The organism is Streptomyces sp. NPDC058773, from assembly GCF_042746015.1.
Taxonomy (GTDB): Bacteria; Actinomycetota; Actinomycetes; order Streptomycetales; family Streptomycetaceae; genus Streptomyces.
This window is the reverse complement of sequence record NZ_JBHYPE010000013.1, coordinates 140174-165883: the sequence shown is the minus strand read 5'-3', so window position 1 is coordinate 165883 and position 25710 is coordinate 140174. Positions and strand designations below refer to the sequence as shown.

Annotated in this window: 21 protein-coding genes and 1 pseudogene; 11 read left to right on the top strand and 11 right to left on the bottom strand. The window is 73.6% G+C overall.

Annotation, left to right across the window (positions count from 1 at the left end):
* The first annotated feature begins 147 nt into the window (after nt 1-147).
* The 3 genes from ACFW5B_RS14845 to ACFW5B_RS14835 all read left to right on the top strand — a co-directional run bounded on the left by ACFW5B_RS14845 (nt 148) and on the right by ACFW5B_RS14835 (nt 2988).
* Nucleotides 148-1062 (top strand): SGNH/GDSL hydrolase family protein, encoded by a 915-nt coding sequence (locus tag ACFW5B_RS14845; RefSeq protein ID WP_386438685.1) that lies wholly within the window; start codon nt 148-150, stop codon nt 1060-1062.
* 50 nt (nt 1063-1112) lie between these two features.
* Nucleotides 1113-2159 carry an aldose epimerase family protein gene (locus ACFW5B_RS14840; protein WP_386438682.1) on the top strand — a complete coding sequence of 349 codons (1047 nt, stop codon included), beginning with the start codon at nt 1113-1115 and terminating at the stop codon, nt 2157-2159.
* Nucleotides 2160-2289: 130 nt separating this feature from the next.
* Nucleotides 2290-2988: a DUF4097 family beta strand repeat-containing protein gene (locus ACFW5B_RS14835; RefSeq protein WP_386438679.1), complete on the top strand. Its 699-nt coding sequence runs from the start codon at nt 2290-2292 to the stop codon at nt 2986-2988.
* 59 nt (nt 2989-3047) lie between these two features.
* On the opposite strand, the gene ACFW5B_RS14830 is transcribed toward ACFW5B_RS14835, so the two are convergent.
* Nucleotides 3048-5573, bottom strand: coding sequence for a beta-glucosidase (locus ACFW5B_RS14830; RefSeq protein WP_386438676.1), 2526 nt, complete (start codon nt 5571-5573; stop codon nt 3048-3050).
* A 141-nt stretch (nt 5574-5714) separates the two neighbouring features.
* Between ACFW5B_RS14830 and ACFW5B_RS14825 the strand changes: the two genes are divergently transcribed.
* The 3 genes from ACFW5B_RS14825 (at nt 5715) to ACFW5B_RS14815 (ending at nt 9212) form a co-directional block, all read left to right on the top strand.
* The gene (locus ACFW5B_RS14825) at nt 5715-6422 is read left to right on the top strand and encodes a TetR/AcrR family transcriptional regulator (RefSeq protein WP_386438673.1); all 708 of its coding nucleotides are present in this window, start codon (nt 5715-5717) and stop codon (nt 6420-6422) included.
* Nucleotides 6423-6651: 229 nt separating this feature from the next.
* Nucleotides 6652-7959, top strand: a complete 1308-nt coding sequence (locus tag ACFW5B_RS14820; protein ID WP_386438670.1) for a pyroglutamyl peptidase — start codon at nt 6652-6654, stop codon at nt 7957-7959.
* A gap of 41 nt (nt 7960-8000) precedes the next feature.
* Nucleotides 8001-9212: a M15 family metallopeptidase gene (locus ACFW5B_RS14815; RefSeq protein ID WP_386438667.1), complete on the top strand. Its 1212-nt coding sequence runs from the start codon at nt 8001-8003 to the stop codon at nt 9210-9212.
* A gap of 42 nt (nt 9213-9254) precedes the next feature.
* Here ACFW5B_RS14815 and ACFW5B_RS14810 read toward each other — a convergent pair whose 3' ends face one another.
* From ACFW5B_RS14810 to ACFW5B_RS14780, 7 genes and pseudogenes are all read right to left on the bottom strand, one after another.
* Nucleotides 9255-10178: a ribokinase gene (locus tag ACFW5B_RS14810; protein ID WP_386438664.1), complete on the bottom strand. Its 924-nt coding sequence runs from the start codon at nt 10176-10178 to the stop codon at nt 9255-9257.
* 129 nt (nt 10179-10307) lie between these two features.
* A pseudogene (locus tag ACFW5B_RS14805) lies at nt 10308-12247 on the bottom strand (substrate-binding domain-containing protein).
* Entirely contained in the window at nt 12237-13829 is a 1593-nt protein-coding gene (locus ACFW5B_RS14800) for a sugar ABC transporter ATP-binding protein (protein WP_386438660.1), read from the bottom strand. Before ACFW5B_RS14800 ends, ACFW5B_RS14805 begins: the two are co-directional and overlap by 11 nt.
* 171 nt (nt 13830-14000) lie before the next feature.
* Entirely contained in the window at nt 14001-15002 is a 1002-nt protein-coding gene (locus ACFW5B_RS14795) for a LacI family DNA-binding transcriptional regulator (protein WP_386438657.1), read from the bottom strand.
* 327 nt (nt 15003-15329) lie between these two features.
* A complete protein-coding gene (locus tag ACFW5B_RS14790; protein ID WP_386438654.1) occupies nt 15330-15455 on the bottom strand; it encodes a hypothetical protein in 126 nt (41 codons plus the stop codon).
* A gap of 407 nt (nt 15456-15862) precedes the next feature.
* Nucleotides 15863-16291 (bottom strand): organic hydroperoxide resistance protein, encoded by a 429-nt coding sequence (locus ACFW5B_RS14785; RefSeq protein WP_386438651.1) that lies wholly within the window; start codon nt 16289-16291, stop codon nt 15863-15865.
* Between the two features lie 149 nt (nt 16292-16440).
* On the bottom strand, nt 16441-17460 hold the full coding sequence (locus tag ACFW5B_RS14780) for an NADP-dependent oxidoreductase (RefSeq protein ID WP_386438648.1): 1020 nt from the start codon (nt 17458-17460) through the stop codon (nt 16441-16443).
* Between the two features lie 88 nt (nt 17461-17548).
* Between ACFW5B_RS14780 and ACFW5B_RS14775 the strand changes: the two genes are divergently transcribed.
* Nucleotides 17549-17980: a MarR family winged helix-turn-helix transcriptional regulator gene (locus ACFW5B_RS14775; RefSeq protein WP_386438645.1), complete on the top strand. Its 432-nt coding sequence runs from the start codon at nt 17549-17551 to the stop codon at nt 17978-17980.
* Between the two features lie 132 nt (nt 17981-18112).
* Complete coding sequence (locus tag ACFW5B_RS14770) at nt 18113-18733, top strand: disulfide bond formation protein DsbA (protein ID WP_386438642.1); 621 nt, start codon at nt 18113-18115, stop codon at nt 18731-18733.
* Here ACFW5B_RS14770 and ACFW5B_RS14765 read toward each other — a convergent pair.
* Nucleotides 18726-20357 carry an MFS transporter gene (locus tag ACFW5B_RS14765; protein ID WP_386438639.1) on the bottom strand — a complete coding sequence of 544 codons (1632 nt, stop codon included), beginning with the start codon at nt 20355-20357 and terminating at the stop codon, nt 18726-18728. The two genes, ACFW5B_RS14770 and ACFW5B_RS14765, sit on opposite strands and share 8 nt — an antisense overlap.
* A gap of 170 nt (nt 20358-20527) precedes the next feature.
* Here ACFW5B_RS14765 and ACFW5B_RS14760 point away from each other — a divergent pair, with 170 nt between their 5' ends.
* Nucleotides 20528-21580, top strand: coding sequence for a GntR family transcriptional regulator (locus ACFW5B_RS14760; protein WP_386438635.1), 1053 nt, complete (start codon nt 20528-20530; stop codon nt 21578-21580).
* Here ACFW5B_RS14760 and ACFW5B_RS14755 read toward each other — a convergent pair.
* Together ACFW5B_RS14755 and ACFW5B_RS14750 are read right to left on the bottom strand one after the other, a co-directional pair.
* A complete protein-coding gene (locus ACFW5B_RS14755) occupies nt 21573-22802 on the bottom strand; it encodes a helix-turn-helix domain-containing protein (RefSeq protein WP_386438632.1) in 1230 nt (409 codons plus the stop codon). The genes ACFW5B_RS14760 and ACFW5B_RS14755 overlap by 8 nt on opposite strands.
* Before the next feature lie 44 nt (nt 22803-22846).
* Nucleotides 22847-22993 carry a hypothetical protein gene (locus tag ACFW5B_RS14750; protein ID WP_386438630.1) on the bottom strand — a complete coding sequence of 49 codons (147 nt, stop codon included), beginning with the start codon at nt 22991-22993 and terminating at the stop codon, nt 22847-22849.
* Between the two features lie 258 nt (nt 22994-23251).
* On the opposite strand from ACFW5B_RS14750, the gene ACFW5B_RS14745 reads away from it, so the two are divergent.
* Together ACFW5B_RS14745 and ACFW5B_RS14740 are read left to right on the top strand one after the other, a co-directional pair.
* Nucleotides 23252-24241: a DUF3068 domain-containing protein gene (locus tag ACFW5B_RS14745; RefSeq protein WP_386438627.1), complete on the top strand. Its 990-nt coding sequence runs from the start codon at nt 23252-23254 to the stop codon at nt 24239-24241.
* Between the two features lie 282 nt (nt 24242-24523).
* On the top strand, nt 24524-25705 hold the full coding sequence (locus tag ACFW5B_RS14740; RefSeq protein WP_386438625.1) for a glycosyltransferase family 4 protein: 1182 nt from the start codon (nt 24524-24526) through the stop codon (nt 25703-25705).
* Nucleotides 25706-25710 lie beyond the last annotated feature (5 nt).

Below are 25710 nucleotides of genomic sequence, written 5' to 3'. Positions count from 1 at the left end.
TGTAATTTGTCTGTGCCGACTGCACTTGCCACTTTGCGTCACCGCCCGGCAAGCACGGGGCAAAGCTATCGCGCGGTGCCGGTCGAGGGGGTGACGTACCGTCGGTACCCGAAGAGATATCACTCGCACGCCGGAGGGGGACAGGGGATGACGCGGATCGATCGGCCCTTTCGTCCCCGGCGCCGCCGCTCCGGCCTCCGTTCCTCACGTACCGTCGCCATCGGTTCCGCACTGGTGATCGCCCTCACCGCCTGTAGTGGGAGTGACTCCGGTGCGCAGTCCGGCGCGGCGGGCAAGCGGAAGGCCGCGAAAGCGCCCGTCTGGCGCACCGATCCCGGCTCGATCGCGGCGCTCGGCGACTCCATCACCGTCGGCTTCGACGCCTGTACGGTCCTCTCCGACTGCCCGCAGGTCTCCTGGGCCACCGGCACCGACCCCAAAGTCGACAGCCTCGCCCGACGGCTGGTCAAACGCCCCGCCACACACAGCTGGAACCTCGCGCGGGCCGGTGCGCTGATGAGCGATCTGCCGGACCAGGTCACCGCGGCCGCCGACCGGAAGCCCGAGCTGGTCACGGTCCTGATCGGCGCCAACGACGCCTGCCGGCGGGACGTCCGGACGATGACCCCGGCGGACACCTTCCGTATCGACTTCGCGCGGTCCATGAAGTATCTGCGGCGCGCCCTGCCGCACACCCAGGTGTATGTCGCGGCGGTGCCTGACCTGCTGCGGCTGTGGTCGGAAGGGCGCAAGAACCCGCTCGGCAAACAGGTGTGGAAGCTGGGCATCTGCGGGTCCATGCTGCGCGATCCGGACGATCTGGGCCCGGCGGCGCAGGAGCGGCGGGCGCAGGTCCGGAGCCGGGTGATGGCCTACAACTCGGCGCTGGCGGAGGTGTGCGGCACGGACCCGCTGTGCCGTTTCGACAAGTCGGTCTTCGACTACCGCTTCACGGGGCGGCAGTTGAGCACCTGGGACTGGTTCCACCCCGGCACCCGCGGCCAGAAGGAGCTGGCGGAGCTGGCGTTCCGCACCATCACCCGGCCCGGCCGCAGTACCTGACCGCGCTCCCCGGGCGGCGCCCCGGTGGCCGGCGGCATAGGGTCGCTGCCATGAAGACGCAGGTCAGCAGGGAAGCCTTCGGCGCACTGGACGACGGTACGCGGGTCGACCGCTGGACCCTGGAGTCGGGGCCCGCCGGGGTGCGGGTCCGGGTCCTGACCTACGGCGGAATCATCCAGACGGTGCAGGCCCCGGACCGGGACGGGACGCGGGGGCAGCTGGCGCTGGGCTTCGCCGACCTCGGCTCGTATGTCGCGCACGGCGGTTCGCACTTCGGCGCGCTGGTCGGGCGGTATGCGAACCGGATCGCCGGGGCGTCGTTCCGGCTCGACGGCCGGACCTGGACGCTGACGCCGAACGACGGGCACAACAGCCTGCACGGCGGGCCGCGGAACTTCTCCCGGGTGGTGTGGGACGCCCGGCCGGTCGACGGCGGGGTGGAAATGCGGCGGATCAGCCCGGACGGCGAGGAGGGCTTCCCGGGCGCGCTGGACGTGCGCGTGACGTACACCCTCTCCCCCGGCGGGGCGCTGCGCATCGTCTTCCGGGCGTGGACCGACGCGCCGACGGTCGTCAACCTCACCAACCACACGTACCTCAATCTGGGTGGCGACGGCAGCGGCAGCGCCGCCGGACACCGGCTGCGGCTGGCGGCGTCCCGCTACACGCCGTGCGACGACAGCGGCATTCCGCTGCCCGGTGCGCCCGCCGACGTGGCCGGCACCCGCTTCGACTTCCGGACGGCGCGCGCGGTGGACGGGGCCTTCGACCACAACTTCGCGCTGGACGGCGGGGTGTGCCGGGCGCCGCGCACGGTCGCGGAGTTGTACGACCCGCGCTCCGGACGCGCCCTGGAACTGGCCACCACCGAGCCCGGATTGCAGCTCTACACCGCCGGTCACCTCGACGGAACCCTGACCGGAACGTCCGGCATCCCCTACGGACCGGCGGCCGGACTGGCCCTGGAAACCCAGCACTTCCCCGACTCCCCGAACCGCCCGGACTTCCCCGGCACGGTGCTGCGTCCCGGCGAGACCTACCGGTCGGAGACCGTGTACGGCTTCTCGGTACGGCCGCGGGGTGCGGGAGACCCTTAAGGGCACGGCGGGGCGAAGGTCATCCTGTGCGGGGACGCCACGGGGCGGGCCGGGACGGAACGATGGGTGATGACCGGTTGTCCGGTCCGTCCCGTTCCCGCTCGATGCCTGTCTCAGGAGACCTTTCGCCATGGCCCGCCTGCGTATCCCCCATCTCGTGCTGTCCGGTGTGGCGTTGGCCGCCTTCGTGACCGGCTGCTCGCTGACGGACTACGGCCCGACGAAGAAGGCGGAGCGTATATACAGCGTGGACGGCAGGATCACCGCGCTGTCGGCGACCACGCACGGCGGGAACATCGAGGTCGTGCCGGTCGGCGCGGGCGGCTCGGTCAGGGTGACGGAGAGGTATGTCTACAACGACCGGAAGCCGAGCCCGCAGCACGGGGTCAAGGACGGCCGGCTGACCCTGGAGGCCGAGGACTGCGGGATGGGGCGCCGGTGCGAGGTGGCCTACCGGGTGCTGCTGCCGCGCAACGCCTCGGTCGATCTGCGGACCAGCGGCGGGGACATCACCGTCCGCGGCGCCACGGGCGGTATCGCCGCGGAGACCAGCGGCGGCGACATCTTTGTCAAGGACTCCTCGGCCCGTACGGCGACGGCACGGACCAGCGGCGGCAATGTGGAGCTCGCGCTGTCCGCGGCGCCCGACGAGGTGTCGGGCCGCAGCAGCGGAGGCAATGTCACCATCCGGCTGCCGAAGGGCTCGTACGCCGTGGAGGCCACCACCAGCGGCGGCACCAGCAAGGTCTCCGTCCCGAACGACAAGAGCTCCGCCCACAAGATCACGGCACGCACGAGCGGCGGTGATGTGGCGGTGATGCCCTCATGAGGGGCCGACGGGACCGGCGGGGGCGTCCCTGGGGAGGAGCGCCCCCGCCACCGGCCCCGTCAGCCGACGGTGACCTCCGCCGTGAGCCTGCGGTCCTCGACGCTGCGCGCCGCCTCGACGAGGTAGACGCCCTTGACCCGGTGCCAGCCGTCGTCCTCCGCGTCCCGGACCGCGAACGCCCGGTCCGGCAGCGGGATCTCGGCCTCCGTGCTCTCCCCGGGACCGGCCTCGACGACGGCGAAACCGGCCAGCCAGCGCGCCGGCCGCTCCGGAGCGTCCGGGGCGGCGTCCGCGGTGGGCGCCAGATAGATCTGGATGACCTCACGGCCCGGCCGGTCGCCCGCGTTGCGGACCCGCACCCGCACCGAGTCCGGGGTGGTGTCCAGCGACTCGTACTCCCAGTCGGTGTAGCCGAGACCGTGCCCGAAGGGATAGGCGGGCGCGGCCGTGGACCGCTGCCAGCCGCGGTAGCCGATGAACACCCCCTCGGCGTAGTCGAGTTGCCCGTCCGTCGGGGTGACGGTGGTGACCGGGGCGTCGTCGAGCCGGGCCGGCCAGGTGGTGGGCAGCCGGCCGCCCGGCTCATGGGCGCCGAGCAGGACGTCGGCGAGTGCCGCGCCGCCCTCCTGGCCGGGGAACCAGCTCAGCAGCACGGCCGGGACCTGCTCGCGCCACGGAAGCTCCACCGGGGAGCCGGAGTTGACGACCACCACGGTGTGCGGGTTGGCGGCGGCGACCCGGCGGACCAGCTCGTCCTGGCGGCCGGGCAGCCGCAGATCGGCGCGGTCCGCGCCCTCGGACTCGGTCTCCTCGGTCGTGCCGACGACGACGATCGCCACATCGGCCCCGGCCGCGGCGCGGACCGCCGCGCCGATCTCCGCCTCGGCATCGGTGTCCGGCGCCCGGTGGCCGAGCGCGAACGTCAGCGCGGCCGGCCCCTCACCGCGGTCCGCACCGTCCGGCACGAACCGCAGGGTGACCTCGACCTGCTCGCCCGCCGTCAGCTGCGCCGCCACCCGCTGTTCGGCGGGGTGCAGGAAGCCCTCGAAGGGGTCGCCGCCCTGCGGCGCGCACCGTCCGTCGAAGAGCACCGCGCCGCCGACGGTCAGCCGCAGCTCACCGGTGCCGGCGACGGCGAGGGTGTGGCGGCCGGTGTGCCGCGGGGTGAAGCCGCCGGTGAGTTCCACTGCGCGCAGATTCTCCCGGGTGACGCCCTCGGGGAAGCGGCCCAGCACCTGCACCCTGCCGTCGGGCTGCGCGGTCTCGGCGAGCAGTTGGCCGTCCGCGGCCAGGTAGCGGGCGCGCAGGGTGAAGCCCTCACGGGCGTGCGGGACCCGGGAGCGCGGATCGGCGCCGGCCGCGAAGGCGATCTCGACGTCGTCGGGCAGCGCGGCGCGCAGCCCCTCCAGCGGGGAGACCACCGCCTCCGGGAAGACGGTCGCGGACCCGCCGCCGAGCACCCGGGCCTCGCGCGCGGCCGTCCCGATGACGGCGACCCTGCGGAGCGCGGCGGCGTCGAGCGGCAGCGCGCGCCGCGCGCCGTCCACCGGCTCGTTGCGCAGCAGGACGCAGCCGCGCCGGGCGATCTCCCGGGCCACCGACCGGCCGTCGATCCCCCGCGGGACCTCGTCCGGGCTGACCGCCGCCGGCACCCCGTCCAGACAGCCGGTACGGGCGGCGAGCAACAGCACCCGGCGCACCGCGTCGTCCACCTCCGACTCGTCCACCGCACCCCGGCGGACGGCCTCGGCGAGCGGCGCGCCGTAGACCGTACGGGGCCCCGGCATCGCCAGGTCCAGGCCGCCGCGCAGGGCGCGGACGGTGTCGCGGGCGGCCGTCCAGTCGGAGACCGTGCAGCCGTCGAAACCCCATTCGCCGCGGAGGACACCCTGGACGAGGGCGCGGTGTTCGGTCATCGTCGCGCCGTTGACCTGGTTGTAGGCGGTCATCACCGCCCAGGGTCGGGCGCTTGCCACAATGTGCTCGAAGGGCGCGAGATAGAGCTCGCGCAGCGGGCGGGGGGCGATGCGGTTGTCGACGGTGAGCCGGTCGGTCTCGGCGTCGTTGCCCACGAAGTGCTTGACGGACGCGCCGACGCCGCCCTCCTGCACCCCCCGCACATACCCGGCCCCGATCTCGCCGGTGAGCAGCGGGTCCTCCGCGTAACACTCGAAGTGCCGGCCGCCGAGCGGTGAGCGGTGCAGATTGACCGTCGGCGCCAGCAGGACGTGCACGCCCTTGCGGCGGGCCTCCTGGGCGAGGAGGTGACCGGCCCGGCGGGCCAGCTCGGGGTCCCAGGTGGCGGCCAGCGCCGTCGGGCCGGGCAGCGCGACCGAGGGGTCCTGGGCGTTCCACTCCTGGCCCCGCACCCCGACCGGACCGTCCGACATCACCAGCGACCGCAGCCCGATCGCGGGCACGGCCGGCAGCGTCCACATGTCCTGGCCGGACAGCAGCCGGACCTTGGTGTCGAGGTCGAGCGCGGCGAGTGCCCGCTCGACGGCCGCGGTGTGCTCCGGTGTACGGAGGGGGGCATGATGGTGGGCGGCGTCAGCGGTGGGGCCGTGGGGATGATGGTCGGTCATGCGGCTCTCCGGTGTTCCCTGAGTGGACGTGCGAACCCCCGTGTCCGGATTCTTGTCGGCCCACCTCCCGGACGGTAGGCGTCGTTACTTTTCCGTTACATCAGTCGTACGGGATCTCCACGGGAGGGTTACGCTCGGCCGGTGACTGCACGAGACCAGGACGGACCCCCCGGCGGCGGGCCGGGCGCGCGGCGGACCGGCCGCGGGCGCGAGACCCAGCGCACGGAGCGGCGCGCGGCCATCCTGGAGGCCGCCATGGAGCTGATCGCCGAGCGCGGCTACCGCCGCACCTCGCTCGCCGCCGTCGCCGAACGCGCCGGGCTGACCCAGCAGGGCCTGCTGCACCACTTCCCCACCAAGGAACTGCTGCTGGTGGGGGTGCTGGAGGCCCGCGACCGGTGGGATCTGGCCTGGGCCGCCGCGGCGGCCGGCGCCCGGCACACCGGCACCCTCGCCCAGCTCGTCGACTACAACGCCACCCGCCCCGGCCTGGTGCAGACGTACACGGTGCTGTCCGCCGACAGCGTCACCGAGGACCACCCCGCCCGCCCCTTCTTCGAGTCCCGCTTCCGCGCCGTACGCGCCGCGATGGCCGAGGTGCTGCGGACCGAATGCGGAGACTCCCTGCCCGGCGGGCTGACCCCCGAGCGGGCGGCGCCACTGCTGGTCGCCGTGATGGACGGGCTGCAGCTCCAGTGGCTGCTGGACCCGGAGGACGTGGCGATGCCGACGGCCTTCCGGGACTTCCTGAATCTGCTCGGCTGCGGGGACGAGCGGGGCGAGAGGGTGGAAGGGGCCGAGGGGAGTCCAGGGGAGGAGCCGGGCGAGAGGCGGCGCCGGAACCCGTAGGGGCGGCCGTCCGTCGGTCCCGGGCCTGGAACCGCCGCGACACCGCGGCCCGGAACGCGTGGCTTCAGCTGTCCCGTTGGCGCGGAGCCCCGGCGCCGAAACGCCACCGTGGGACGGAACTCGTCCGCCCAGAAGCTCCGTTGGCCACGCGGGCCCGTTGCCCGCTCACCGGGCCACGGCAGAGCCCGTACCTCTACCGCGGCCACGTACGCACCGCTTTACTCGCCCCATGACACGCATACGTACCAGGATGGGCGCGCTCGGTGTCGCGCTGGTGGCCGTCGTCCCGCTGTCCCTGGCGGCTCCGGCCGCCGCGGCAACCGTGGCGGCCGGCACGGTGGAGGAGGGGCGGCTGGCGCAGGCGGCGCCGCAGGAGATTCTGCGGCGCAGTGGGTTCGACGTATGGGAGCGGGAGTTCGCGCGCGGGCTGGCGCGGGTGACGAGCTATCCGGAGGCCAGAAGGTATGTCGCGGACGAGGCCCGGGCGCTGTGGCGGCGGGCCGTGGACCGGGCGCAGGGCCGCGGGCCCGGCGGGGGCGATCTGAGCCGGGACGACGACCGTCCGCTGTACTGGGCGCGGCTCGGGATGACGAAGGAACTACGGCAGTGGAAGCCGGAGTTCGGGCTGACCGAGGCCCGGCGCCGGGCCCTGCTCGGGTCGCTGGAGCGGGGGTCGCGCGGGCAGGACTCGATCGCGCTGCCCGCCGGTAAGGAGGTCCTGCGGGTCGTGGTGACCGGCTTCGACCCGTTCCAGCTGGACGCCGACGCCCGGCGGAGCAATCCGTCGGGGGCGGCGGCGCTCGCGCTGGACGGGACGACGGTGCGTACCGCCTCCGGCAAGCCGGCCCGGATCGAGACCGCGGTGTTCCCCGTCCGGTGGGCCGACTTCGCGGCGGGCACGGTGGAGCGCACCCTGCTGCCGCACTTCCGGCCCGGACCGCGGCAGGCCGATCTGTTCACGACGGTCAGTCAGGGGCGGCCCGGACGGTTCGATGTCGAGCGGACCAACGGGGCCTGGCGGGGCGGCTATCCGGACAACGTCCGGGAGTCCCGGACGGAGGTCGTGCCGATTCCCGCGGAGGTGCCGACCGTGCGGCCGCAGCCGCAGTGGACGACCACCAGCCTGCCGTACGCGCGGATCGTGGCGGCCGGCACCGGGCCGTATCCGGTGGTCGACCACACCGCCGTCACCGAGATCCCGGCGGGTGGCGGCGCGCCGGTCGACCGTCCGGACGGCCCGACGCCGGGCTCCACGGCCCGTGCCGGGGGCGGCGGGGACTATCTGTCCAATGAGATCGCCTACCGGGCCACGCTGCTGAGGGACGCGGTACGGCCGGCGATCCCGGGCGGCCATCTGCACACTCCGGTGCTGGAGTTCGGGCCCGGGAACACGGACCCGGAGAAGGGCCGGGTCACCGACCCGGTGCTGGTACGGAACCGGATCGCGATCACCGGGCAGGTGCGGGCGGTGGTGACGGTCGCGGCGTCGGAGGGGGCGTCGGAAGCGGCGGCCCGGAAGCAGGCCGCCCTGGGGTAGGCCCTGGAGGTGGGTCTCTGAAGTGGGCGGCCCGGCGCCCGGTGAGCGGGCCGTCCCGGCTGGCGCCCGTACGGGAGGCCTGCCGGGCGACCGGGACCGCCGCGGTCGTGAACGCCCCGGGCCGCACCGCCGGGGACGGCTGCCGCTCGGCGATCTCCTCGTTCGTCCTCGGTCCGGACGGCGCGCTGCTCACCCGCTACGACAAGATCCATCTGTCCGGGGAGGAGAACGCGGTCTTCGCGCCGGGCACCACCGAGGGCCGGTTCACCCTGGGAGGCATCCGGTTCGCGCTCGCCACCTGCTTCGACAACAGCTTCCCCGAAGTGGCGGCGCGGGCCGCGGCGGACGGCTGCCGGGTGTACCTCGCCAGCTCCTTCCACGACTCGGCGGAGCGCGTGGCGCGGTACGCACAGCAGGCGCGGGACCACGGGCTGCAGGTGCTGCTCGCCAATGGGACGGGGACCGGCGGTTCCGATGCGGGGTGCGGCCTCAGCGGCGCCTGGCTGCCTTCGGGCGAGCGGGTGGCGACGGCCGCCGAGTGGACCGGGGCGGTGCCGGGGGACGGGGCGGAGCTGGTGCTCGCCGATGTCCGCGACCACATCACGCTGATGTCGGACCCGGCCGTGGCGGCGATCCCCGTCAAGGAGTGCGGTGAGCCGCTCGTGGACGTACGGACCGCGGCGCCCGCGCTGCTGGTGGCCGAGAACCCGCACGACACGCTCGGCGCCTTCGCGCCGCTGCGGGAGGGCGTGCTCCAACGGCTGCTGGCGGCGCAGAAAGCGCTGCCGGACGGGCTGCGGCTGCAGTTCGTCGAGGGCTACCGGCCGCCGGGGCTCCAGCGCCGCTACTTCGAGGAGTACGCCGACGGACTGCGCGCCGCCCACCCCGGCTGGGACGCCGACCGCCGCCACCGGGCCGCCAGCCGCTATGTGTCGCCGCCCGAGATCGCGCCGCACAGCGCCGGCGGCGCGGTCGACCTCACCCTCGTCACCGCCGAGGGGGAGCCCGTCGACATGGGCACGCCGATCGATGCCTCCCCGGAGGAGAGCGACGGTGCCTGCTACACGGGGGCGCCGGATCTGCCGCCCGCCGCGCGCGCGTACCGCCGGGTGCTCAACGCCGCGCTGACCGCTGCCGGTCTGGTCAACTACCCGACCGAGTGGTGGCATTGGTCCTACGGTGACCGCTACTGGGCGCTGACGACCGGCGCGGGCCACGCGCTGTACGGGCCGAAGGAGCCGGACGGGCGGTGACGACGGGGGCCCGACGACGGCGGCGGCCGGGCGCCGCCCGCCTCACTCCGCCGACACCTCCGGCGCCAGAGCCTCCAGCTCCGCCCGGGTCGGGTAGGACGGCTGGGCGCCCGGCTTGGTGACGGCGGCGGCGCCGACCCGTACGGCGAAGCGGGCCGCCTCGGGGAGGGCGTCGCCGCGGGCGAGGCGGGTCGCCAGGGCGCCGGTGAAGGCGTCGCCTGCGCCGGTGGTGTCGACGGCCTCGACGCGTACGCCGGGGACGTGCTGGGCTCCGGCGGCGTCCAGGACGAGCGCGCCGTCGCCGCCGAGGGTGACCACGACGGAGCGGGCACCCTGGTCGCGCAGGGCCTGTGCCCACTGGGCGGGGCTGCCGTCGGTCAGTCCGGAGAGCTGCCGTGCCTCGTGCTCGTTGACCACCAACGGGTCGGCGACCGCGAGGAGTTCGGGGGCCAGCGCCGCGGCGGGGGCCGGGGAGGGGTTGAGCACGACGCGGCGGCCGGCCTCCTCGGCGGCCGCGGCGGCGGCTCGTACGGACTCCATCGGGATCTCCAGTTGCAGGGAGACCACGGCGGAGGCGGCGACGGTGTGCCGCGCGGCGGCCACGTCCTGCGGGGTGAGCGCGGCGTTGGCGCCGGGCGAGACCACGATGCTGTTGTCGCCGTCCGGGTCGACGATGATCATCGCGGTGCCGGTGCGGGCCGCCTCGTCCACGATGACCGGGGTGACATCGGTGCCCGCCGCCCGCTGGGCGCCGAGCAACAGCTCCCCGTACGCGTCGCCGCCGACCCGCGCCAGCAGTGCGGTGCGCCCGCCGATGCGGGCCGCGGCGGCCGCCTGGTTGGCGCCCTTCCCGCCGGCCGATTCGACCAGGTCCGTACCGGGCACGGTCTCGCCCGCGCCGGGCCGCCGCTCGACCCGTACCGTCAGATCCGCGTTGGCCGAGCCGACCACCAGGACGTCATACATGCACCGCTCTCCCACTTCTTCTCATCTGTCGTTGCGCGGCGGCCGCCGGATCGTCCTCCGTCGCGCGGCGGGCCGCCGGGTCACCTGTCATTGTCCGGTGGGCGCCGGGCGGGCCGGACGGCCGCGCGCTCAGCCGTCGAACTTCGCGGCGTTCGCCGCGGTCACCAGCACCACCGGCACCCGGACCGAGCGCGGCAGCTTCTCGCCGCGGGAGGCCTTGAGCGCCCAGTCCACGGCCTGCTTGCCGAGCAGTTCCGGCTGCTGGGCGACGGTGGCGGTCAGGGTGCCGCCGCGGACCGCCTTGACGCCGTCCGGGGTGCCGTCGAACGCCACCACCTTGACGTCCTTGCCGGAGCGGCCGCCGAGCGCCTTGGACGCGCCCAGCGCCATCTCGTCGTTGGCGGCGAACACCCCGCCGATGTCGCGGTGCGCCTGGAGCATGTTGGTCATCACGTCCATGCCCTTGGTGCGGTCGAAGTCCGCGGGCTGCCGGGCGACGACCTCGATGCCCGGGTACTTCCTGATGCCCTCCTCGAAGCCCCGGCCGCGCTCGCGGGCGGCGGAGGTGCCGGGCTGTCCCTCCAGGAACGCCACCTTGCCCTTGCCGCCGAGCGCTCGGGCCAGGGTCTGCGCGGCGAGCCGGCCGCCCGCGACGTTGTCGGAGGCGATGGTCGAGCCGACCGTGCCGCCGTTGACGCCCCGGTCGATGGAGATGACCGGCACCTTCGCCCGGTTGGCGACGCCGACGGCCGGGACGGCGGCGTCGGAGTCGACCGGGTTGATGATGGCCGCCTTGACGTTCTGGCTGGTGAACGTCTCCATCTGGTTGATCTGCTGGGTCGGGTCGTTCTGCGCGTCGGTGATGTTGAGGTGCAGTCCGCGGGCGTCCGCCTCGGCCTGGGCGCCCTTCTTGATGCCGACGAAGAACGGGTTGTTCATCGTGGACAGCGCGAGCCCCAGGTCGGTGTCGCCGCCGCGGTCGCAGCCGGCCAGGCCCAGGCCGGCGGCCGCGGCCAGCCCGGCCGCCAGCGACACCGTGATCCGGGTGTTCCGCCGGGCGGTCATCGCGCGCTCCGGCGGCGCAGGGTGTCCAGGAGCACCGCCAGCGCGATGACCAGGCCGGTGGCGACCTGCTGCCAGAACGCCGAGACGCTCAGCAGGTTGAGGCCGTTGCGCAGCACGGCGAGGATCAGCGCGCCGATCAGGGTGCCGGAGGCCTTGCCGGAGCCACCGGAGAGGCTGGCCCCGCCGATGACGACGGCCGCGATGGCGTCCAGTTCGTAGCCGGTGGCGGCCTGCGGCTGGGCGGAGGTGAGCCGGGCGGCGAGCACGGTCCCGGCGACCGCGGCGAACAGCCCGGACAGCGCGTAGATCGCGAGCTTGCGGCGCTTGACGTCGATGCCGGAGAGCCGGGCCGCCTCCTCGTTGCCGCCGATCGCGAACATCGCCCGGCCGGCGTACGTACGGGCCAGGACCAGCGCGGCGATCAGCCCCATCGCGATCATCACGAGGACCGGCACCGGCAGCCAGCCGCCGAGGGTGTCGCCGAGCGCACTGACCGGGCCGGGGAAGGCGATCGGGGAGCCGCCGGAGATGACCAGGGCCAGACCGCGGCCGACCGAGAGCATCGCCAGCGTCGCGATGAAGGCGGGCAGTTTGCCGTAGGCGACCAGCGCGCCGGAGACCAGACCGGCGCCCGCACCGACCGCCAGGCCGAGCGGCACCGCCACCCAGACGGGCAGGCCCTGGACGGTGGCCGCCCAGGCCACGACGGTGGCGGAGAGCGCGGCGACCGAGCCGACCGACAGATCGATACCGGCCGAGACGATCACGAAGGTGACACCGAAGGCGAGGATCGCGGTGACCGACGCCTGGACGCCGACGTTCAGGAGGTTCTGCCCGTTGAGGAAGTCCGCGGACAGCGCCGCCATCACGACGACCAGGGCGATCAGCCCGCCGAGCGGGCCGTTCCTGAGGACCGCCCGGGAGAACCACGGCCCGAAACCGTCCCGGTCCGGCGCCCGTCCCACCGCCTCGGCGGCCGCTCCTGTCTTGACCTCAGTGGACATCGGAGCCCTCCATCGCGCTCTCGTCGTGGTGCTTCGTGCTCCCGGGCGAGCCGGGGGTCTGGAGCGCCAGCTCCATCACGGCGTCCTGGGTGGCCTCTTCGGCCGACAGCTCACCGGCCAGCCGGCCCTGCGACATCACCAGCACCCGGTCGCTCATCCCGAGGACCTCGGGCAGATCGCTGGAGATCATCAGGACCGCGCGGCCGGACGCCGTCAGTTCGTTGATCAGCTGGTAGATCTCGACCTTGGCGCCGACGTCGATACCGCGCGTCGGCTCGTCGAGGATCAGCAGCCGGGTGTCCGTCAGCAGCCACTTGCCGATGACGATCTTCTGCTGGTTGCCGCCGGAGAGGGTGCGGGCGCTCTGCGCCAGACCGCTCATCCGGACCTTCAACTGCGCGGCCACGGCGGCCGCTTCGCGCCGCTGCGCGCCCCGGTCCACCAGCCCGCCCCGGGTGTCGCGGTCGAGCCGGGCGAGGGTGAGGTTGTCCTGGAGCGAGGCGTCCAGCACCAGGCCCTGGCCCTTGCGGTCCTCCGGCACGAGGCCGAGCCCGGCGCGCATCGCGGCCCGGACGTCGCCGCGGGCCGGCTGCTCGCCGTCGATCTCGACGGTGCCGGCGTCATAGCGGTCGACGCCGAAGACCGCCCGGACCACCTCGGTACGGCCCGCGCCGACCAGACCGGCCAGGCCCACGACCTCACCGGCCCGCACCTCGAAGTCGATGCCCTCGAAGACCGGGCCGGCCGCGGTGCCGTTGCGGGTCAGCCCGCGGACCCGCAGCAGGGGCGCGCCCGGTGCGTCGGGGCGGCGGCGCGGATACTGCTCGGCGATGTCCCGGCCCACCATGAGGCGGATCAGCTCGTCCTCGTCCGTCGAGGCCGGCACCTCGGCGACGGAGCGGCCGTCCCGCAGGACGGTGACCCGGTCGCCGAGCGCGCCGATCTCCTCCAGGTGGTGGGTGATGAAGATGATGCCGACGCCGACGTCACGCAGTTCGCGGACGATCTCGAAGAGCGTCTCGACCTCCTCGGAGGTCAGCACCGCGGTCGGCTCGTCCATGATCAGGACCCGGGCGTCCAGGCTGAGCGCCTTGGCGATCTCGACCATCTGGAGGCGGGCGATGCCGAGTTCGGAGACCGGGGTGTTCGGGGAGACGTCGAGCCGTACGCGCCGCAGGAGTTCGGCGGCCCGGGTCCGCATCGTCTTCCTGTCGACCAGCCCGAGCCGGGTGCGCGGCTGCCGGCCCAGGAAGATGTTCTCGGCGACGGTCAGCCCGGGGACGAGGTTGAACTCCTGGTGGATGGTGGCGATGCCGAGCCGTTCGGCGTCCTGCGCCGACCGGATGGCGACCGCGTCGCCGTCCACGAGGAGGCGGCCCCCGTCGGGGCGGTGGGCGCCGGAGAGCATCTTGATGAGGGTGCTCTTGCCCGCGCCGTTCTCGCCGAGCAGGACATGCACCTCACCGCTGCGCAGGCTCAGATCCACGCCGTCGAGCGCGCGGACGCCCGGGAACGACTTCGTCACCCCCTCCACGCGCAGCAGTTCGCGGCCGCCCGGTACGTCGTCGTTGACGCCGGTCATGCGCTGCCCCTCTCTTCCTCGGTGGGTGGTGCGGTGGGTTGTGCGGTGGCTGACTTGGGTGGGCGGTGGCTGTGGGAGTCGAGGCGGATGGGCTGTGGGGGGGGGTGGGGTGGCCCGCCCGGACGGGGGAGCCGGGTCCGGGGTGCGGATCCGGCAACCGGGCGGGCCGGCTCAGGGGGCGGGCACCTCGCCGCAGGAGCGGCGGGTGACCAGCCGGGCGGGCAGCAGCACCGAGTCGACGGGCCGGTCCTCGATCCGTGCCAGCAGGGTGTGGACGGCGGCCCGGCCCAGTTCGCGGGTGGGCTGGGCGATGGCGGTGAGCGGCGGATCGGTGTGCGCGAACCACGGCACGTCGTCGTAGACCACCAGCGCCACATCGTCGGGGACCCGCAGCCCGCGGGCGCGGAGTTCGTCCATCGCGCCCAGCGCCATCAGGTTGTCGGTGGCCAGCACCGCGTCCGGCGGCTCGACGAGGTCGAGGAAATCGCTCATCACCTGGCGGCCGCCGGCGGGCTGGAGGTCGAGGGTGGCGCCGACCCGCTCGTCGGGCAGCGTGAGGCCGTACCCGGCCAGCGCCGTACGGAAGAGCCTGAGGCGCTCGTCGCCGGTGGGGGTACCGGCCGGGGCGACGATGATCGCGGGGCGGCGGCGGCCGTGGGCGGCGAGGTGCGCGGCGAGCTCGGTGAGCGCGGCGCGGCCGTCGGCACGGACACAGGGGGCGTCGACGCCGGGCACGGTGCGGTCCAGCAGCACCAGCGGGGTACCGGAGGCCACCACCTCGCTGAGCATCGCCGAACCCGTGCCCGCCGAGCTGACCAGCAGGCCGTCGATCCGGCGGTCGAGCAGGGTGCGGATGTAGTCGTCCTGCTGCTCGGGGCGCTCACCGGCGTTACCGATGACCAGGCTGTAGCCGAGGCTGCGGGCCTCGTCCTCGACGGCGTCGGCCAGCTCGGTGAAGAAGGGGTTGGTGAGATCACTGATGATCAGGCCGAGCGCACCGGTCCGCGCGGTGCGCAGCGCGCGGGCGACGTTGTTGGGGCGGTAGCCCAGCTCCTGTACGGCGGCGAGCACCCGCTCCCGGGTCTCGGCGACCGGGCTGCGCCCGTTGAGAACCCGCGACACCGTGGCAACGGACACCCCTGCCCGCTCCGCCACATCCTTGATGTTCGCCATGGCACCCTTGCCGTTCCGTCCGTCCATACGAGCCCTGCCGTGCGGGGCGGGGGCGCGCGATCACTGTGTAATCGTTTCCGCGTGGAATGCGTGGGGCTACGAAATCGATTTCATGGGGGGTGCGTCAAGGCTGGGTGGGAGTGGTCTGCGTCACACGGGGGGGGTGGGGTGAGAGTGGCGCGAGGGCGCGATGCACGGGGGGTGACGGGTACGGCGGTTCGTGGGGCACGCCGAGCCCGGGCACTCCCCCGTTGACCGTCCCGCCACGTACTCGACGGCGGGCACCGGCCGTGTCCGGACCCCGTGGGAGTCATCCGCTCCCGGCTCCTACCGGGCGAACTGCCCCGCACAAGCGACGATCGCCACCAGCAGACCGAGCACCCCGATGACCACCTGCCATCTGTCAGACGGCGCCCACCGGTCGCTCTCCTGCTCCGTGTCCTGATCGTCCATCGCTCCTCCTCGCTCCTCCGGACAGGCCCCGGAGACCAGGGCCCCCGCCGGCCTGACGCCGACGGAGCTGTAGGGAGGAACGCGGTGAAGCGCCGCAAGAATAGCGCGAGTTGACCGGCGCAGGCATGAAATGGGGACGGGAGCGCGGTCGCAAACGGAGGCTCGGGAGGGTGCCCCGCGCAGAGCCCTGGAGAGGTCCCCCTGGTCCATGTCTGCCGACCCACGACAGGCACGGACCCGGAGGGCGCACCCGCTTCGCGGACAGCACAGGGGCCGCACCCCGTAGCGGGATGCGGCCCCTGGGAGAAGCAGCGGTGGCGCGGTGCCACTCGTTACGCCGATGGCGCCGGTGTGGCCGGTGGCGCCGGCGAGACCGGCCACACCGGTGAATCCGGCGCCGCCGTGGGTCAGGCCACGGTCAGCTTGACCTCGATGTTGCCGCGGGTGGCGTGGGAGTACGGGCACACCTGGTGTGCCTTCGCCACCAGGTCCCGGGCGGTGGCCGCGTCGACCTGCGGGATCGAGACGGCGATCTCGGCCGTGAGGCCGAAGCCGCCGTCCGGGGTCTTGCCGATGCCGACCTTGGCGGTCACCCGGGAGCCGGTGACATCGGCCTTCTCCCGGCGGGCGACGACGCTGAGCGCACTCTGGAAGCAGGCGCTGTAACCGGCCGCGAAGAGCTGCTCGGGGTTGGTGCCGGCGCCGCTGCCGCCCTGCTCCTTGGGCGGGTTGACGACCACGTCGAGCTTGCCGTCGTCGCTGGCGACACGGCCGTCACGGCCGTTCTCAGCGGTGGCGACGGCGGTGTAAACGACGTCGACGGTCTGGATGGACATACCCGATCCTCCTGTGATTCGCCGCGACTCGCGCCCACGGATCACGACGGCGTGCCCAGAGCCTAACGGGCGGGTCGAGGGGGTGGGTGGGTGAGAGGGGGCCGGGGCCGGAGAAGGTACCCAGCCCCTGACCACTCAGCCCTCCGTGTTCATCCCTCCAGGCTCACGATCATCTTGCCCGTGTTCTCGCCGCGCAGCAGGCCCAGGAAGGCCTCGACACCGTTCTCGATGCCGGTCACCTTGGTTTCGCTGTACTTCAGTTCGCCGGAGCGGATCCAGGCCGAGGCCTCTTCGACGAACTTCGGCTGCAGCGCCGCGTGGTCGCTGACCAGCAGGCCCTGGAGGCGCAGGCGCTTGCCGATCACCATGGCGAGGTTGCGGGGCGCCGGGGTCGGCTCCGTGGCGTTGTACATCGAGATCATGCCGCAAATGGCGGCACGGCCATGGACGTTGAGGGCGCTGATGGCCGCTTCGAGGTGGTCACCGCCGACGTTGTCGAAGTAGACGTCGATACCGTCCGGGGCGGCCTCCTTGAGCTGCTGGTGGACGTCGCCGTTCTTGTAGTTGAAGGCGGCGTCGAAGCCGTACTCCTCCACCAGGAGCTTGACCTTCTCGTCGGAGCCGGCCGAGCCGATGACGCGGGAGGCGCCCTTGAGCCTGGCTATCTGGCCGACCTCGCTGCCCACCGCGCCGGCCGCGCCGGACACGAAGACGGCGTCGCCCTCCTTGAAGGACGCCACCTCCAGCAGGCCCGCGTACGCGGTCAGGCCGGGCATGCCCAGTACGCCGAGGTAGGCGGTGAGCGGGGCCAGCGACGGGTCCACCTTGGCGGCGCGCTTGGCGTCCAGGACCGCGTACTCCCGCCAGCCGGAGCCGTGCAGGACGTGGTCACCGACGGCTATGGAGTCATCGCGCGAGGCGATGACCTCGCCGACCGCGCCGCCGTCCATGGGCTGGTCGAGCTGGAAGGGCGGGACGTAGGACTTCACGTCGTTCATGCGGCCGCGCATGTACGGGTCGACGGAGAAGTGCTGGTTGCGGACGAGGATCTGGCCCTCGCCGACCTCGGGCACCGCGGCCTCGCGCAGCGCGAAGTCCTCCGGGGTGGGCCAGCCGTGCGGGCGGGCGACGAGGTGCCATTCGCGGCTGGTCGTGGGCAGTGCGGACATAAGCGCGATCCTCCAAATGCTTCAGGTGATGAAACAATCATGCTCCTCGATATTTCATGTTGTCAAGCAAATGGGTATCCTCGTGTGCATGACCCCCCGCGCAGACACCCTGACCGTCGAGGTCGTCGACCTGATCGGCACCGTCGTCGCCCGCTACTACGAGGAGTACGAGCAGGCCGCCGCCGAGCACTCCCTCACCGGCGCGCAGGCCAGGGTGCTCAGCCTGCTCTCCCTGGAGCCGCTGCCCATGCGGAAGGTCGCCCAGCGCCTGAAGTGCGAGCCGTCCAACATCACCGGCATAGTGGACCGCCTCGAATCCCGTGGCCTGGTCGAGCGCCGCCCCGACCCGGCCGACCGCCGCGTCAAGCTCGCCGCCCCGACCGACGAAGGGGCGCGCACGGCCGCGGCGCTGCGGACGTCCCTCAACTTCGCGCGCGAGCCCCTCGGCAAGCTGACAGTCGCCGAGCGCACGCTGCTCAAGGAGCTGCTCCAGCGCATGCTGGGCGTCGCGCCCGAGTGACCTGTGCGGGCGCTCGCACGGGGTCGGGCGGAGGCCGGGCCGGGCCTCACACACGCCGCGGCGAAGTGGCCCAGGATCATCGGGGCGAGGTGGACCGGGCGGCAGGGCCGGCAGGGATCTAATCTCGGCCATATGAACAACCCGAGCAGCCGCCCCTCCGTCGACTTCTACTTCGACCCCATCTGCCCGTTCGCCTGGATCTCCTCCCGCTGGATCCTGGAGGTCGAGCAGCACCGAGACCTGGACCTGCGTTTCCGGGTGATGAGCCTGTCCGTGCTCAACGAGGGCCGCGCGGACCTCCCCGAGAAGTACCGCGACCTGCTGGACGCGGGCTGGGGGCCGGTGCGGGTGTGCATCGCCGCCGCCCAGGAGCACGGCGAGGGCGTGCTGCGCGATCTGTACACCGCGCTCGGCAACCGCATTCACCGCGACGGCCGCGAGGACACCGCCACCGTCATCGAGGAGGCGCTGGCCGAGGCCGGGCTGCCGGCCGGGCTGGCCGACGCGGCCGGCAGCGAGGCGTACGACGATGCGCTGCGCAAGAGCCACCACGCGGGCATGGACCCGGTCGGCGAGGACGTGGGCACACCGACGATCCATATCGACGGGGTCGCGTTCTTCGGCCCGGTGCTGATGGCGATCCCGCGCGGCGAGGACGCGGTGCGGGTCTTCGACGGCGTGCGCCTCCTCGCCGGATACGACAAGTTCTTCGAGCTGAAGCGGACCCGCACCGGCGAGTTCGACTTCAGCTGACCGGTCCGGGCGCGGCGGGGGCGGCGGAGACTGACGGTGCGGCCGCCCCCGGCGCCTCCGCGTCCTCGTCGGCTCCCTTGGTGCGCAGCCCCCGCAGCAACGTCAGAGCCAGCACCGCCGCACAGGCCATCACGCCCGCGGCGCCCAGGACGGCCGCCTGAAGGCCGTCGGTGAATGCGGACCGTGCCGCGGCCAGCAGCGCTCCGCCTGCCCTGCCCGGGAGTTGGCCGGCCACCGCGGCCGCGCCGGCCAGGGTTTCGCGAGCCGCGTCGGCCGCCCCCGACGGGAGCCCGGCGGGCACCGCGTCATCCATGTGGCCGCGGTAGACCGCGCCGCCGATGCTGCCCAGGATGGCCATGCCCAGCGCGCCGCCCAGTTCGGTGCCGGACTCCAGGACCGCCGACGCGGAGCCGGCGCGCTCCGGCGGGGCGACGCCGAGGGCGAGTTCGTTGCCGAGGGACATCACCATCACCAGGCCGGAGGCGTAGACCGACGAGGCGACCAGGACGTACCAGAGGGCCGAGCCCGGCTCCAGCCAGGACAGCCAGACGAAGCCGCCGGCCGCGAGGGTGAACCCCAGGGCGATGACGTACGCCCGGTCCATCTTCTGGGCGAGGGCGGTGGCCGCCGCCGCCATACCACCCACCGCGAGGGTCGGCAGCAGGTTCCACAGCGCCGCTTCCATGGGGCTCATCCCCCGTACGGACTGCAGGTATTGGGTGAAGAAGACCGCGCAGCCGACGACCGCGAACATCGCCAGCAGGTTCATCAGCACCGAGACGCTGAACCCGCGGTGGCGGAACAGCTCCAGGTCGAGCATCGGGTGGCGGGCGGTGCGCTGGCGGTGGACGAAGGCCGCGGCGGCCAGCAGGCCGGTCGCGAGCGCGCCGACGGGCAGCGCGGAGAGGCCGTCGCGGGCGATTTCCTTGATGCCGTAGACCATCGGCAGCATCGCGAGCAGCGACAGGAGGGAGCCGGGCAGGTCGAAGCGTCCGGCCGCCGGGTTTTTGAACTCCGGCAGCAGCAGCGGCCCGCAGACCAGCAGCAGCACCATCGCGGGGGCGTTGATCAGGAACACCGAGCCCCACCAGAAGTGCTCCAGCAGCGCCCCGCTGAGCACCGGGCCGACCGCGATCCCGCCCATCATCGCCGACGACCAGATCGCGACGGCCCTGCCGCGCTGCTTGGCGTCGTGGAAGAGGTTGCGGATCAGCGCGAGCGTGGACGGCATCAGGGTCGCCCCGCCGATGCCGAGCAACGCCCGTGCGGCGATGAGCATTTCGGCGCTCTGCGCGTAGGCGGCGGTGCCGGAGGCGAGGCCGAAGAGGAGGGCGCCGGACAGCAGCAGCCGGCGGCGGCCGATGCGGTCGCCCAGCGCACCCATGGTGATCAGCAAGCCGGCCAGGACGAAGCCGTAGACGTCCAGGATCCACAGTTGCTGGACGCTGCTGGGCTCCAGTTCGGCGGTCAGGAACGGCACCGCGAAGTAGAGCACCGAGACGTCCATCGAGACGAGGAGGCAGGGCAGGAGGAGGACGGCCAGGGCGGTCCACTCCCGGCGCCCGGCCGACGGCGGGGACAGCGGGGAGGGCGACGACGGTGATGTGTACGCAGTAAACGACATGGATGACACGGTAAGCAGGCTGCGCTTACGGCGCAAACAGCTGACTGAATAAGGGAGTTGGAAGTGCGTCACACTAGTGCACCAACCCAGCGCCCTGCCCCTGTCGGGGGGCGCTGATACGCTCACAAGCCCCAAACAACCCCCTGGTGCACTAGTACGGAGGTCGTCCCGTGGAGCCGTCAGGCACGCCGCCCTACCGCCGGATCGTCGACGAGATCAGGCGCCGTATCGACTCCGGGGAACTCAACCCGGGCGACCGGGTGCCCTCGACGCGGCGGATCACCCAGGAGTGGGGGGTGGCGATGGCGACCGCCACCAAGGTGCTCACCACGCTGCGGCAGGAGGGCCTGGTCCGTGCCGTGCCGGGCGTGGGCACGGTGGTGGCCGAGCCGCAGCCGCAACCGCAACCGCAACCGCAGACACAGACACAGCCGCCTCACCGGGCCGCGCGCGCCGGAGCCCCGCGGGAGCGGCGGGCGCGCGAGACGGAGGGTGGACTGAGCCGCGACCGCGTCGTACGGGCCGGGCTCACCATCGCCGACGCCGAGGGGCTGCGGGCGCTGTCGATGCGCCGGGTGGCCGCGGAGTTCGGGGTGTCCTCGATGGCGCTCTACCGCCATGTGGCCAACAAGGACGAGTTGGTGGTGCTGATGGCGGATGCCGCGTTCTGTGACGTCACGCTCCCGGACCCGGCGCCGGAGCACTGGCGGGCACGGATGGAGGCGGGAGCGCGGCTGCAATGGGAGCTGTACCAGCGGCATCCGTGGCTGGCGCACTATCTGTCGCTCACCCGGCCGCAGCCGATGCCGCGGGCGATGGCGCTCATCGAGTGGACCATGGCGCGGGTGACCGGCGTGGACCCGGTGACGCTGATCCACATGGCCGTGACGCTGCTGAACTACGTGCGCGCCACCGCCACCTGTTTCGAGGACGATCTGGAGGCCGAGCAGGAGACCGGAATGGACCAGAAGCAGTGGATGGCGTCCATGGAGCCGGTGTTCGAGGGCATCGTCACGTCGGGGTCCTACCCCATGTACGGGGGGATCTCGGGGCACGACGACGACGTGGTGACGCTGACGTCGCTGTTCGAGTTCGGGCTGGCCCGGCTGCTGGACGGGATGGCGGCGCCGGCGGAGGGCGGGGCGGCGGGCACCGGCCCAACGGCGGGCTCCGGCCAGGTGGCCGGCGCGGGACGGGCGGCGGCCTCCGGCCCGGTCAGCTGAGTTCCCCGCGCAGCCGCCGGGCCCGTAACACCAGCTCCAGTTCGAAGCGGCGGTCCGGGTCGTCGATCTCCGTGCCCCATAACTCCCGTATCTGGCGCAGCCGGTAGCGGACGGTCTGCGGATGGACGCCGAGCCGGGCGGCGACCTCGGGGGCGCCGCCGCGGGTCTCCAGCCAGGCGAGCAGGGTCTCCGCGAGCCGACGGCCATGGGCGGGGCCGCAGCTGTCGAGGGGGGCGAGGCGGCGGCGGGTGAGGTCCCCGATCAGCTCCTCCGGCGGCAGCAGGACCAGCGCCTCGGTGTGCTCGGTGCACTGGAGCAGCTCGCCCGCCGGCAGCAGCCCGCGCTCCGTGAGATCGACCGCCGCCCCGGCCCAGCGCAGCGATTTCGCGGCGTCCAGCAGCGGTACGGCGGGGCCGATCGCGCCCGACCACCCGGCCGTCGCGCGGGCCAGCAGATCCCGCCGTCCGGGGGCGTCCGGGTCGGGCACCACCATCCGCGGCCGTTCGCTCTCCATGTCCAGCAGGACGTCGGGGGCGACGGCGGGCGCCACCGCCTCCCGGGCCGGCCGCAGCAGGACCGCGACCGCGACCCGCTCGGGCAGCGCCCAGCCGGCCCCGGCGGCACGCTCGGCGAGGGCCGCCGGCACCCCGTCCGCCGCCGCGCCGCGCCGCCGCCTCCCGGGTGCCGTGAACAGCTGCTCCATCAGGCGCCGTTGCAGCCGCAGCCGCTCCCCGGCCTGGCGGGCGGCGGCCTCGGCGTAGCCGCGTACGGATTCGGCGACCAGCCCGTCCAGGTACTCGTAGCCGGACTCGGCGAGTTCGTACATCGCGGGCGCCGGGATCGCGACCTGCTGGCCGATCTCGGCGAGCCGCCGCCAGGCCAGCCGGACGCCCAGCCGGTAGACGGCCTGGAGGACGTCCAGGCTGCGGCCCTGGAGGCCCTCGCCGCGGCCGAACTCCTGGAAGACCCGCGGGTGCACATGCGGCCGGTCCGGGCCGGCGGTCAGATGCGCGACGAAGTGCTCCAGCGACTGGCGGATTCCCACCAGCGCCCGAGGCTCTCCGAACTCGTCGGGGACCAGGGGAAGTTGCGGGTAGGCGCGGCGGATCTCCCGGAGGATGTCCTGGGCGAGGGCGGGCACCTCCTCCAGTGCCCGGGCGGCGAACTGCCGTACCTGGTAGGGCGGGACCTCCCGCCAGGCCGAGCGGACGGCTGTCACCATGCCCCGGACCTCCTCAGCACACCCCGCCTCCCCGGCCCCGCCCGTTACCCACCGCTCCCGTCGAAGGTCACCAACGGCACGTTCGGCTGCTCGGGGGTGGTCTCCAGAGCGGCGACGATGCCGAGCGCGGCGCCGACGGCGAGGGCGGCGGCGGTCAGCGCGGTCAGTGCGGCGGCGAGCGTTCGGGGCATGGCGCGGCGAGCCCTTCGTCGAGGCCGGAGTCCGTCGGCGGTCTCCGTCGGGGTTGGCGCGGCACCCGGTGCGGCCCGTCAGGGCCGGCGCGGTGCCGTGTCCCACAGCGCGGCACCACGGGGGGTCGTGGTGCCTGCCGAGTGTGGAAGGGCATTGACGCCCTGTCAAGAGTTCCCTTACGTTCCCGGCCCATGGCGCCTCGGGGCGCCGCACGTGCACCAGAGCGTGATTCCCCCACCGCTTCCAGGAGTGCCCGTATGCCCGTATCCGGCAAGCCCGCCCCCTCCTCCACCGCGGCCACCGCCGCCCCGCGCCTGTCGCTGGCCGTCCTCGGTCTCGGCGTCTTCCTGCTGGTCCTGGCGCCGCTGCTGGCCTGGTACGTCGCGCCACGGGCCAAGGTCACACCGGTCGACGTCGATGTCACCACCGTCTTCACCGGCAGCGGCAGCTACTTCGACACCACGGCCCTGAAGACCCGGGACCACCGGCGGATCACCATCACCCGGCACGTGCTGGGCGATGTCGCGGCGAGCGAGAAGAGCGGACAGGCCGTGTGGGACGTGTCCACCACGGTCGACACCCCGCAGACGCTGGCCCTCAAGGACCCGCGCCGCGCGTTCCAGTGGACCACCGAACGCTGGGTCACCGACCGGCGCAGCAACGCCCCGGTGCACTGCTGCGGGGAGGCCCCGACCCGCTTCGACGGAGATGCCTACCTCAAGTTCCCCTTCGACGTACGGAAGACCGGCCATCGCTGGTGGGACAACACCCTGGGCGCCGCCGTCCCGCTCCGCTTCACCGGCACCAAGACGGTGCAGGGCTACCCGGGCTACCGCTTCACCGGGACCGTCGCGCCCACCAGGACCGGCAGCCGGCAGGTCCCCGGCCGGCTCGTCGGGCGCCCGGAACAGGGCCAGATCCAGGCCGAGGAGTGGTACGCCAACTCCGGTATCGAGCTGGTCGTCGAGCCGCGCACCGGCCGGATCATGAATGCGGTGCTGTCGCCGGTCAAAACGCTGCGGGCGCCCGGTTCGCGGCGTACCGCGGTGACGCTGCTGCGCGGCGAGCGGCTGGAGTTCACGCCCGCCACGCAGCGGGCGCAGGTGCGGCTGGCGAGGGCGGACAGCGACAAGCTGCTGCTGGTCGGCCGGACGCTGCCGGTCACGGCCGCGGCAGCGGGCGGGGTGCTCGTCCCGGCCGGGGTGGTGTGGGTGGTGCGCGGGCGGCGGGGTACCGGCCGGTCCTGAGCGAAGTGATGAACCGTCAGTCGAAATCGGGGCGGTTTTTGTCACCCCGGTGAGTAGCCGCGGCGAACGGGGCGGGCGAACACTGGCCACCCCACACGCGGCCGGCCGGCCCGCCGGGCGGCGCACATCCGCCCCACCGCAGCACCGCAGCACCTCGGCACCGCACCGCGCACGCCGCACGGTGCGCCCGCGACCCCGCATGATGCAGCACGGCCCGCACGACTCAGTACGCAGTACGTCCCCCACCGCCGGTACCGCACCCTGAGACGAGTTGGAGCGCACATGCCCCAGCACGTACGCCCGTCCCCGCCCCTCGCGGCGCCCGCCCCCGGCCCCGCGGCGTCCGGGCCGCCCGGCTCGGGGCCGCCGCCGCTTCCCCGCCGGATCGTCTTCCTCGCCCGCCGCGATCTGGGCAATCCGGCCGCCGGCGGCTCCGAGCTGCTGGTGGACCGGATCGCCGAAGGGCTCGCCGCCCACGGGCACGACGTCACCCTGGTGTGCGGCGGTCCGCCGCCCGAGCCGGGAGGTGCCCCCGCCCGCGGCTACCGGGTGGTGTCCGCGGGCGGAGACGCCGGTCATTTCCTGCGCGTGCCGCGCCAGGTGGCGCGCCGGGTCGGCGGCTGCGATCTGCTGGTCGAGGTCGTCAACGGCATGCCGTACCTGGCGCCGCTGTGGCACCGCGGTCCGACACTGTGCCTGGTCAACCACGTCCACACGGATCTGTGGCGGCTGCGCTGCCGGGGGCCCGCCGCCCGGCTCGGCCGCCGCCTGGAGCACTGGGCGCTGGCCGGTGCGCACCGCCGCGGTCTGATGGTGGCGGTCTCCGGCTCGACCGCGTCCGCGCTGCACGGCCTCGGGGTCGAACCGGACCGGATCCGGCTGGTGTACAACGGCGTGGCGGAGCCCGGACCGCTGGCCCCCAAGGCGCCGGAGCCGCTGTTCCTGGCCATGGGGCGGCTGGTCGAGTACAAGCGCATCGATCTGCTGCTGCGGCTGTGGGAGCGGGTCCGGCCGGTGACCGGCGGCCGGCTGGTGATCGTCGGCGACGGCCCGGAGCGCGCCCGGCTCGCCGCGACCGCAGGCCCCGGCGTCACCTTCACCGGCCGTGTCTCCGAGGAACGCAAACACGAACTGCTCAGCTCCGCGTGGCTGTTGCTGCATCCGTCGCTCGTCGAGGGCTGGGGGCTGGTGGTGATGGAGGCCGCCGCCCGCCGCACCCCCACCGTCGGCTTCGACATCCCGGGGCTGCGGGACTCCGTCGAGGACGGCGGCACGGGGCTGCTGGCCCGCGGCGAGAGCGCGTTCGCCGCGCACTGGTGCACCCTCGCGCTCAGCGCCGGACGCCGCGACGCGCTGGGCCGCGCCGCCGAACGGCGCGCCGCCCGCTTCCGGTGGAGCCATACCGTGCAGAGCTTCCGCGCGGTCGCCGCGGAGGCCGTCCTCGACCCCGTCACCGGGCGGTGACGGCC

What these genes read in the sequence shown, in the direction of transcription:
- ACFW5B_RS14840 (WP_386438682.1), top strand. Translation starts at nt 1,113, where the DNA reads ATGAAGACGCAGGTCAGCAGGGAAGCCTTCGGCGCACTGGACGACGGT.
- ACFW5B_RS14740 (WP_386438625.1), top strand. Translation starts at nt 24,524, where the DNA reads ATGCCCCAGCACGTACGCCCGTCCCCGCCCCTCGCGGCGCCCGCCCCC.
- ACFW5B_RS14795 (WP_386438657.1), bottom strand. Translation starts at nt 15,002, where the DNA reads ATGGCGAACATCAAGGATGTGGCGGAGCGGGCAGGGGTGTCCGTTGCC.
- ACFW5B_RS14820 (WP_386438670.1), top strand. Translation starts at nt 6,652, where the DNA reads ATGACACGCATACGTACCAGGATGGGCGCGCTCGGTGTCGCGCTGGTG.
- ACFW5B_RS14780 (WP_386438648.1), bottom strand. Translation starts at nt 17,460, where the DNA reads ATGTCCGCACTGCCCACGACCAGCCGCGAATGGCACCTCGTCGCCCGC.
- ACFW5B_RS14845 (WP_386438685.1), top strand. Translation starts at nt 148, where the DNA reads ATGACGCGGATCGATCGGCCCTTTCGTCCCCGGCGCCGCCGCTCCGGC.
- ACFW5B_RS14755 (WP_386438632.1), bottom strand. Translation starts at nt 22,802, where the DNA reads ATGGTGACAGCCGTCCGCTCGGCCTGGCGGGAGGTCCCGCCCTACCAG.
- ACFW5B_RS14830 (WP_386438676.1), bottom strand. Translation starts at nt 5,573, where the DNA reads ATGACCGACCATCATCCCCACGGCCCCACCGCTGACGCCGCCCACCAT.
- ACFW5B_RS14745 (WP_386438627.1), top strand. Translation starts at nt 23,252, where the DNA reads ATGCCCGTATCCGGCAAGCCCGCCCCCTCCTCCACCGCGGCCACCGCC.
- ACFW5B_RS14810 (WP_386438664.1), bottom strand. Translation starts at nt 10,178, where the DNA reads ATGTATGACGTCCTGGTGGTCGGCTCGGCCAACGCGGATCTGACGGTA.
- ACFW5B_RS14775 (WP_386438645.1), top strand. Translation starts at nt 17,549, where the DNA reads ATGACCCCCCGCGCAGACACCCTGACCGTCGAGGTCGTCGACCTGATC.
- ACFW5B_RS14785 (WP_386438651.1), bottom strand. Translation starts at nt 16,291, where the DNA reads ATGTCCATCCAGACCGTCGACGTCGTTTACACCGCCGTCGCCACCGCT.
- ACFW5B_RS14750 (WP_386438630.1), bottom strand. Translation starts at nt 22,993, where the DNA reads ATGCCCCGAACGCTCGCCGCCGCACTGACCGCGCTGACCGCCGCCGCC.
- ACFW5B_RS14790 (WP_386438654.1), bottom strand. Translation starts at nt 15,455, where the DNA reads ATGGACGATCAGGACACGGAGCAGGAGAGCGACCGGTGGGCGCCGTCT.
- ACFW5B_RS14765 (WP_386438639.1), bottom strand. Translation starts at nt 20,357, where the DNA reads ATGTCGTTTACTGCGTACACATCACCGTCGTCGCCCTCCCCGCTGTCC.
- ACFW5B_RS14770 (WP_386438642.1), top strand. Translation starts at nt 18,113, where the DNA reads ATGAACAACCCGAGCAGCCGCCCCTCCGTCGACTTCTACTTCGACCCC.
- ACFW5B_RS14800 (WP_386438660.1), bottom strand. Translation starts at nt 13,829, where the DNA reads ATGACCGGCGTCAACGACGACGTACCGGGCGGCCGCGAACTGCTGCGC.
- ACFW5B_RS14835 (WP_386438679.1), top strand. Translation starts at nt 2,290, where the DNA reads ATGGCCCGCCTGCGTATCCCCCATCTCGTGCTGTCCGGTGTGGCGTTG.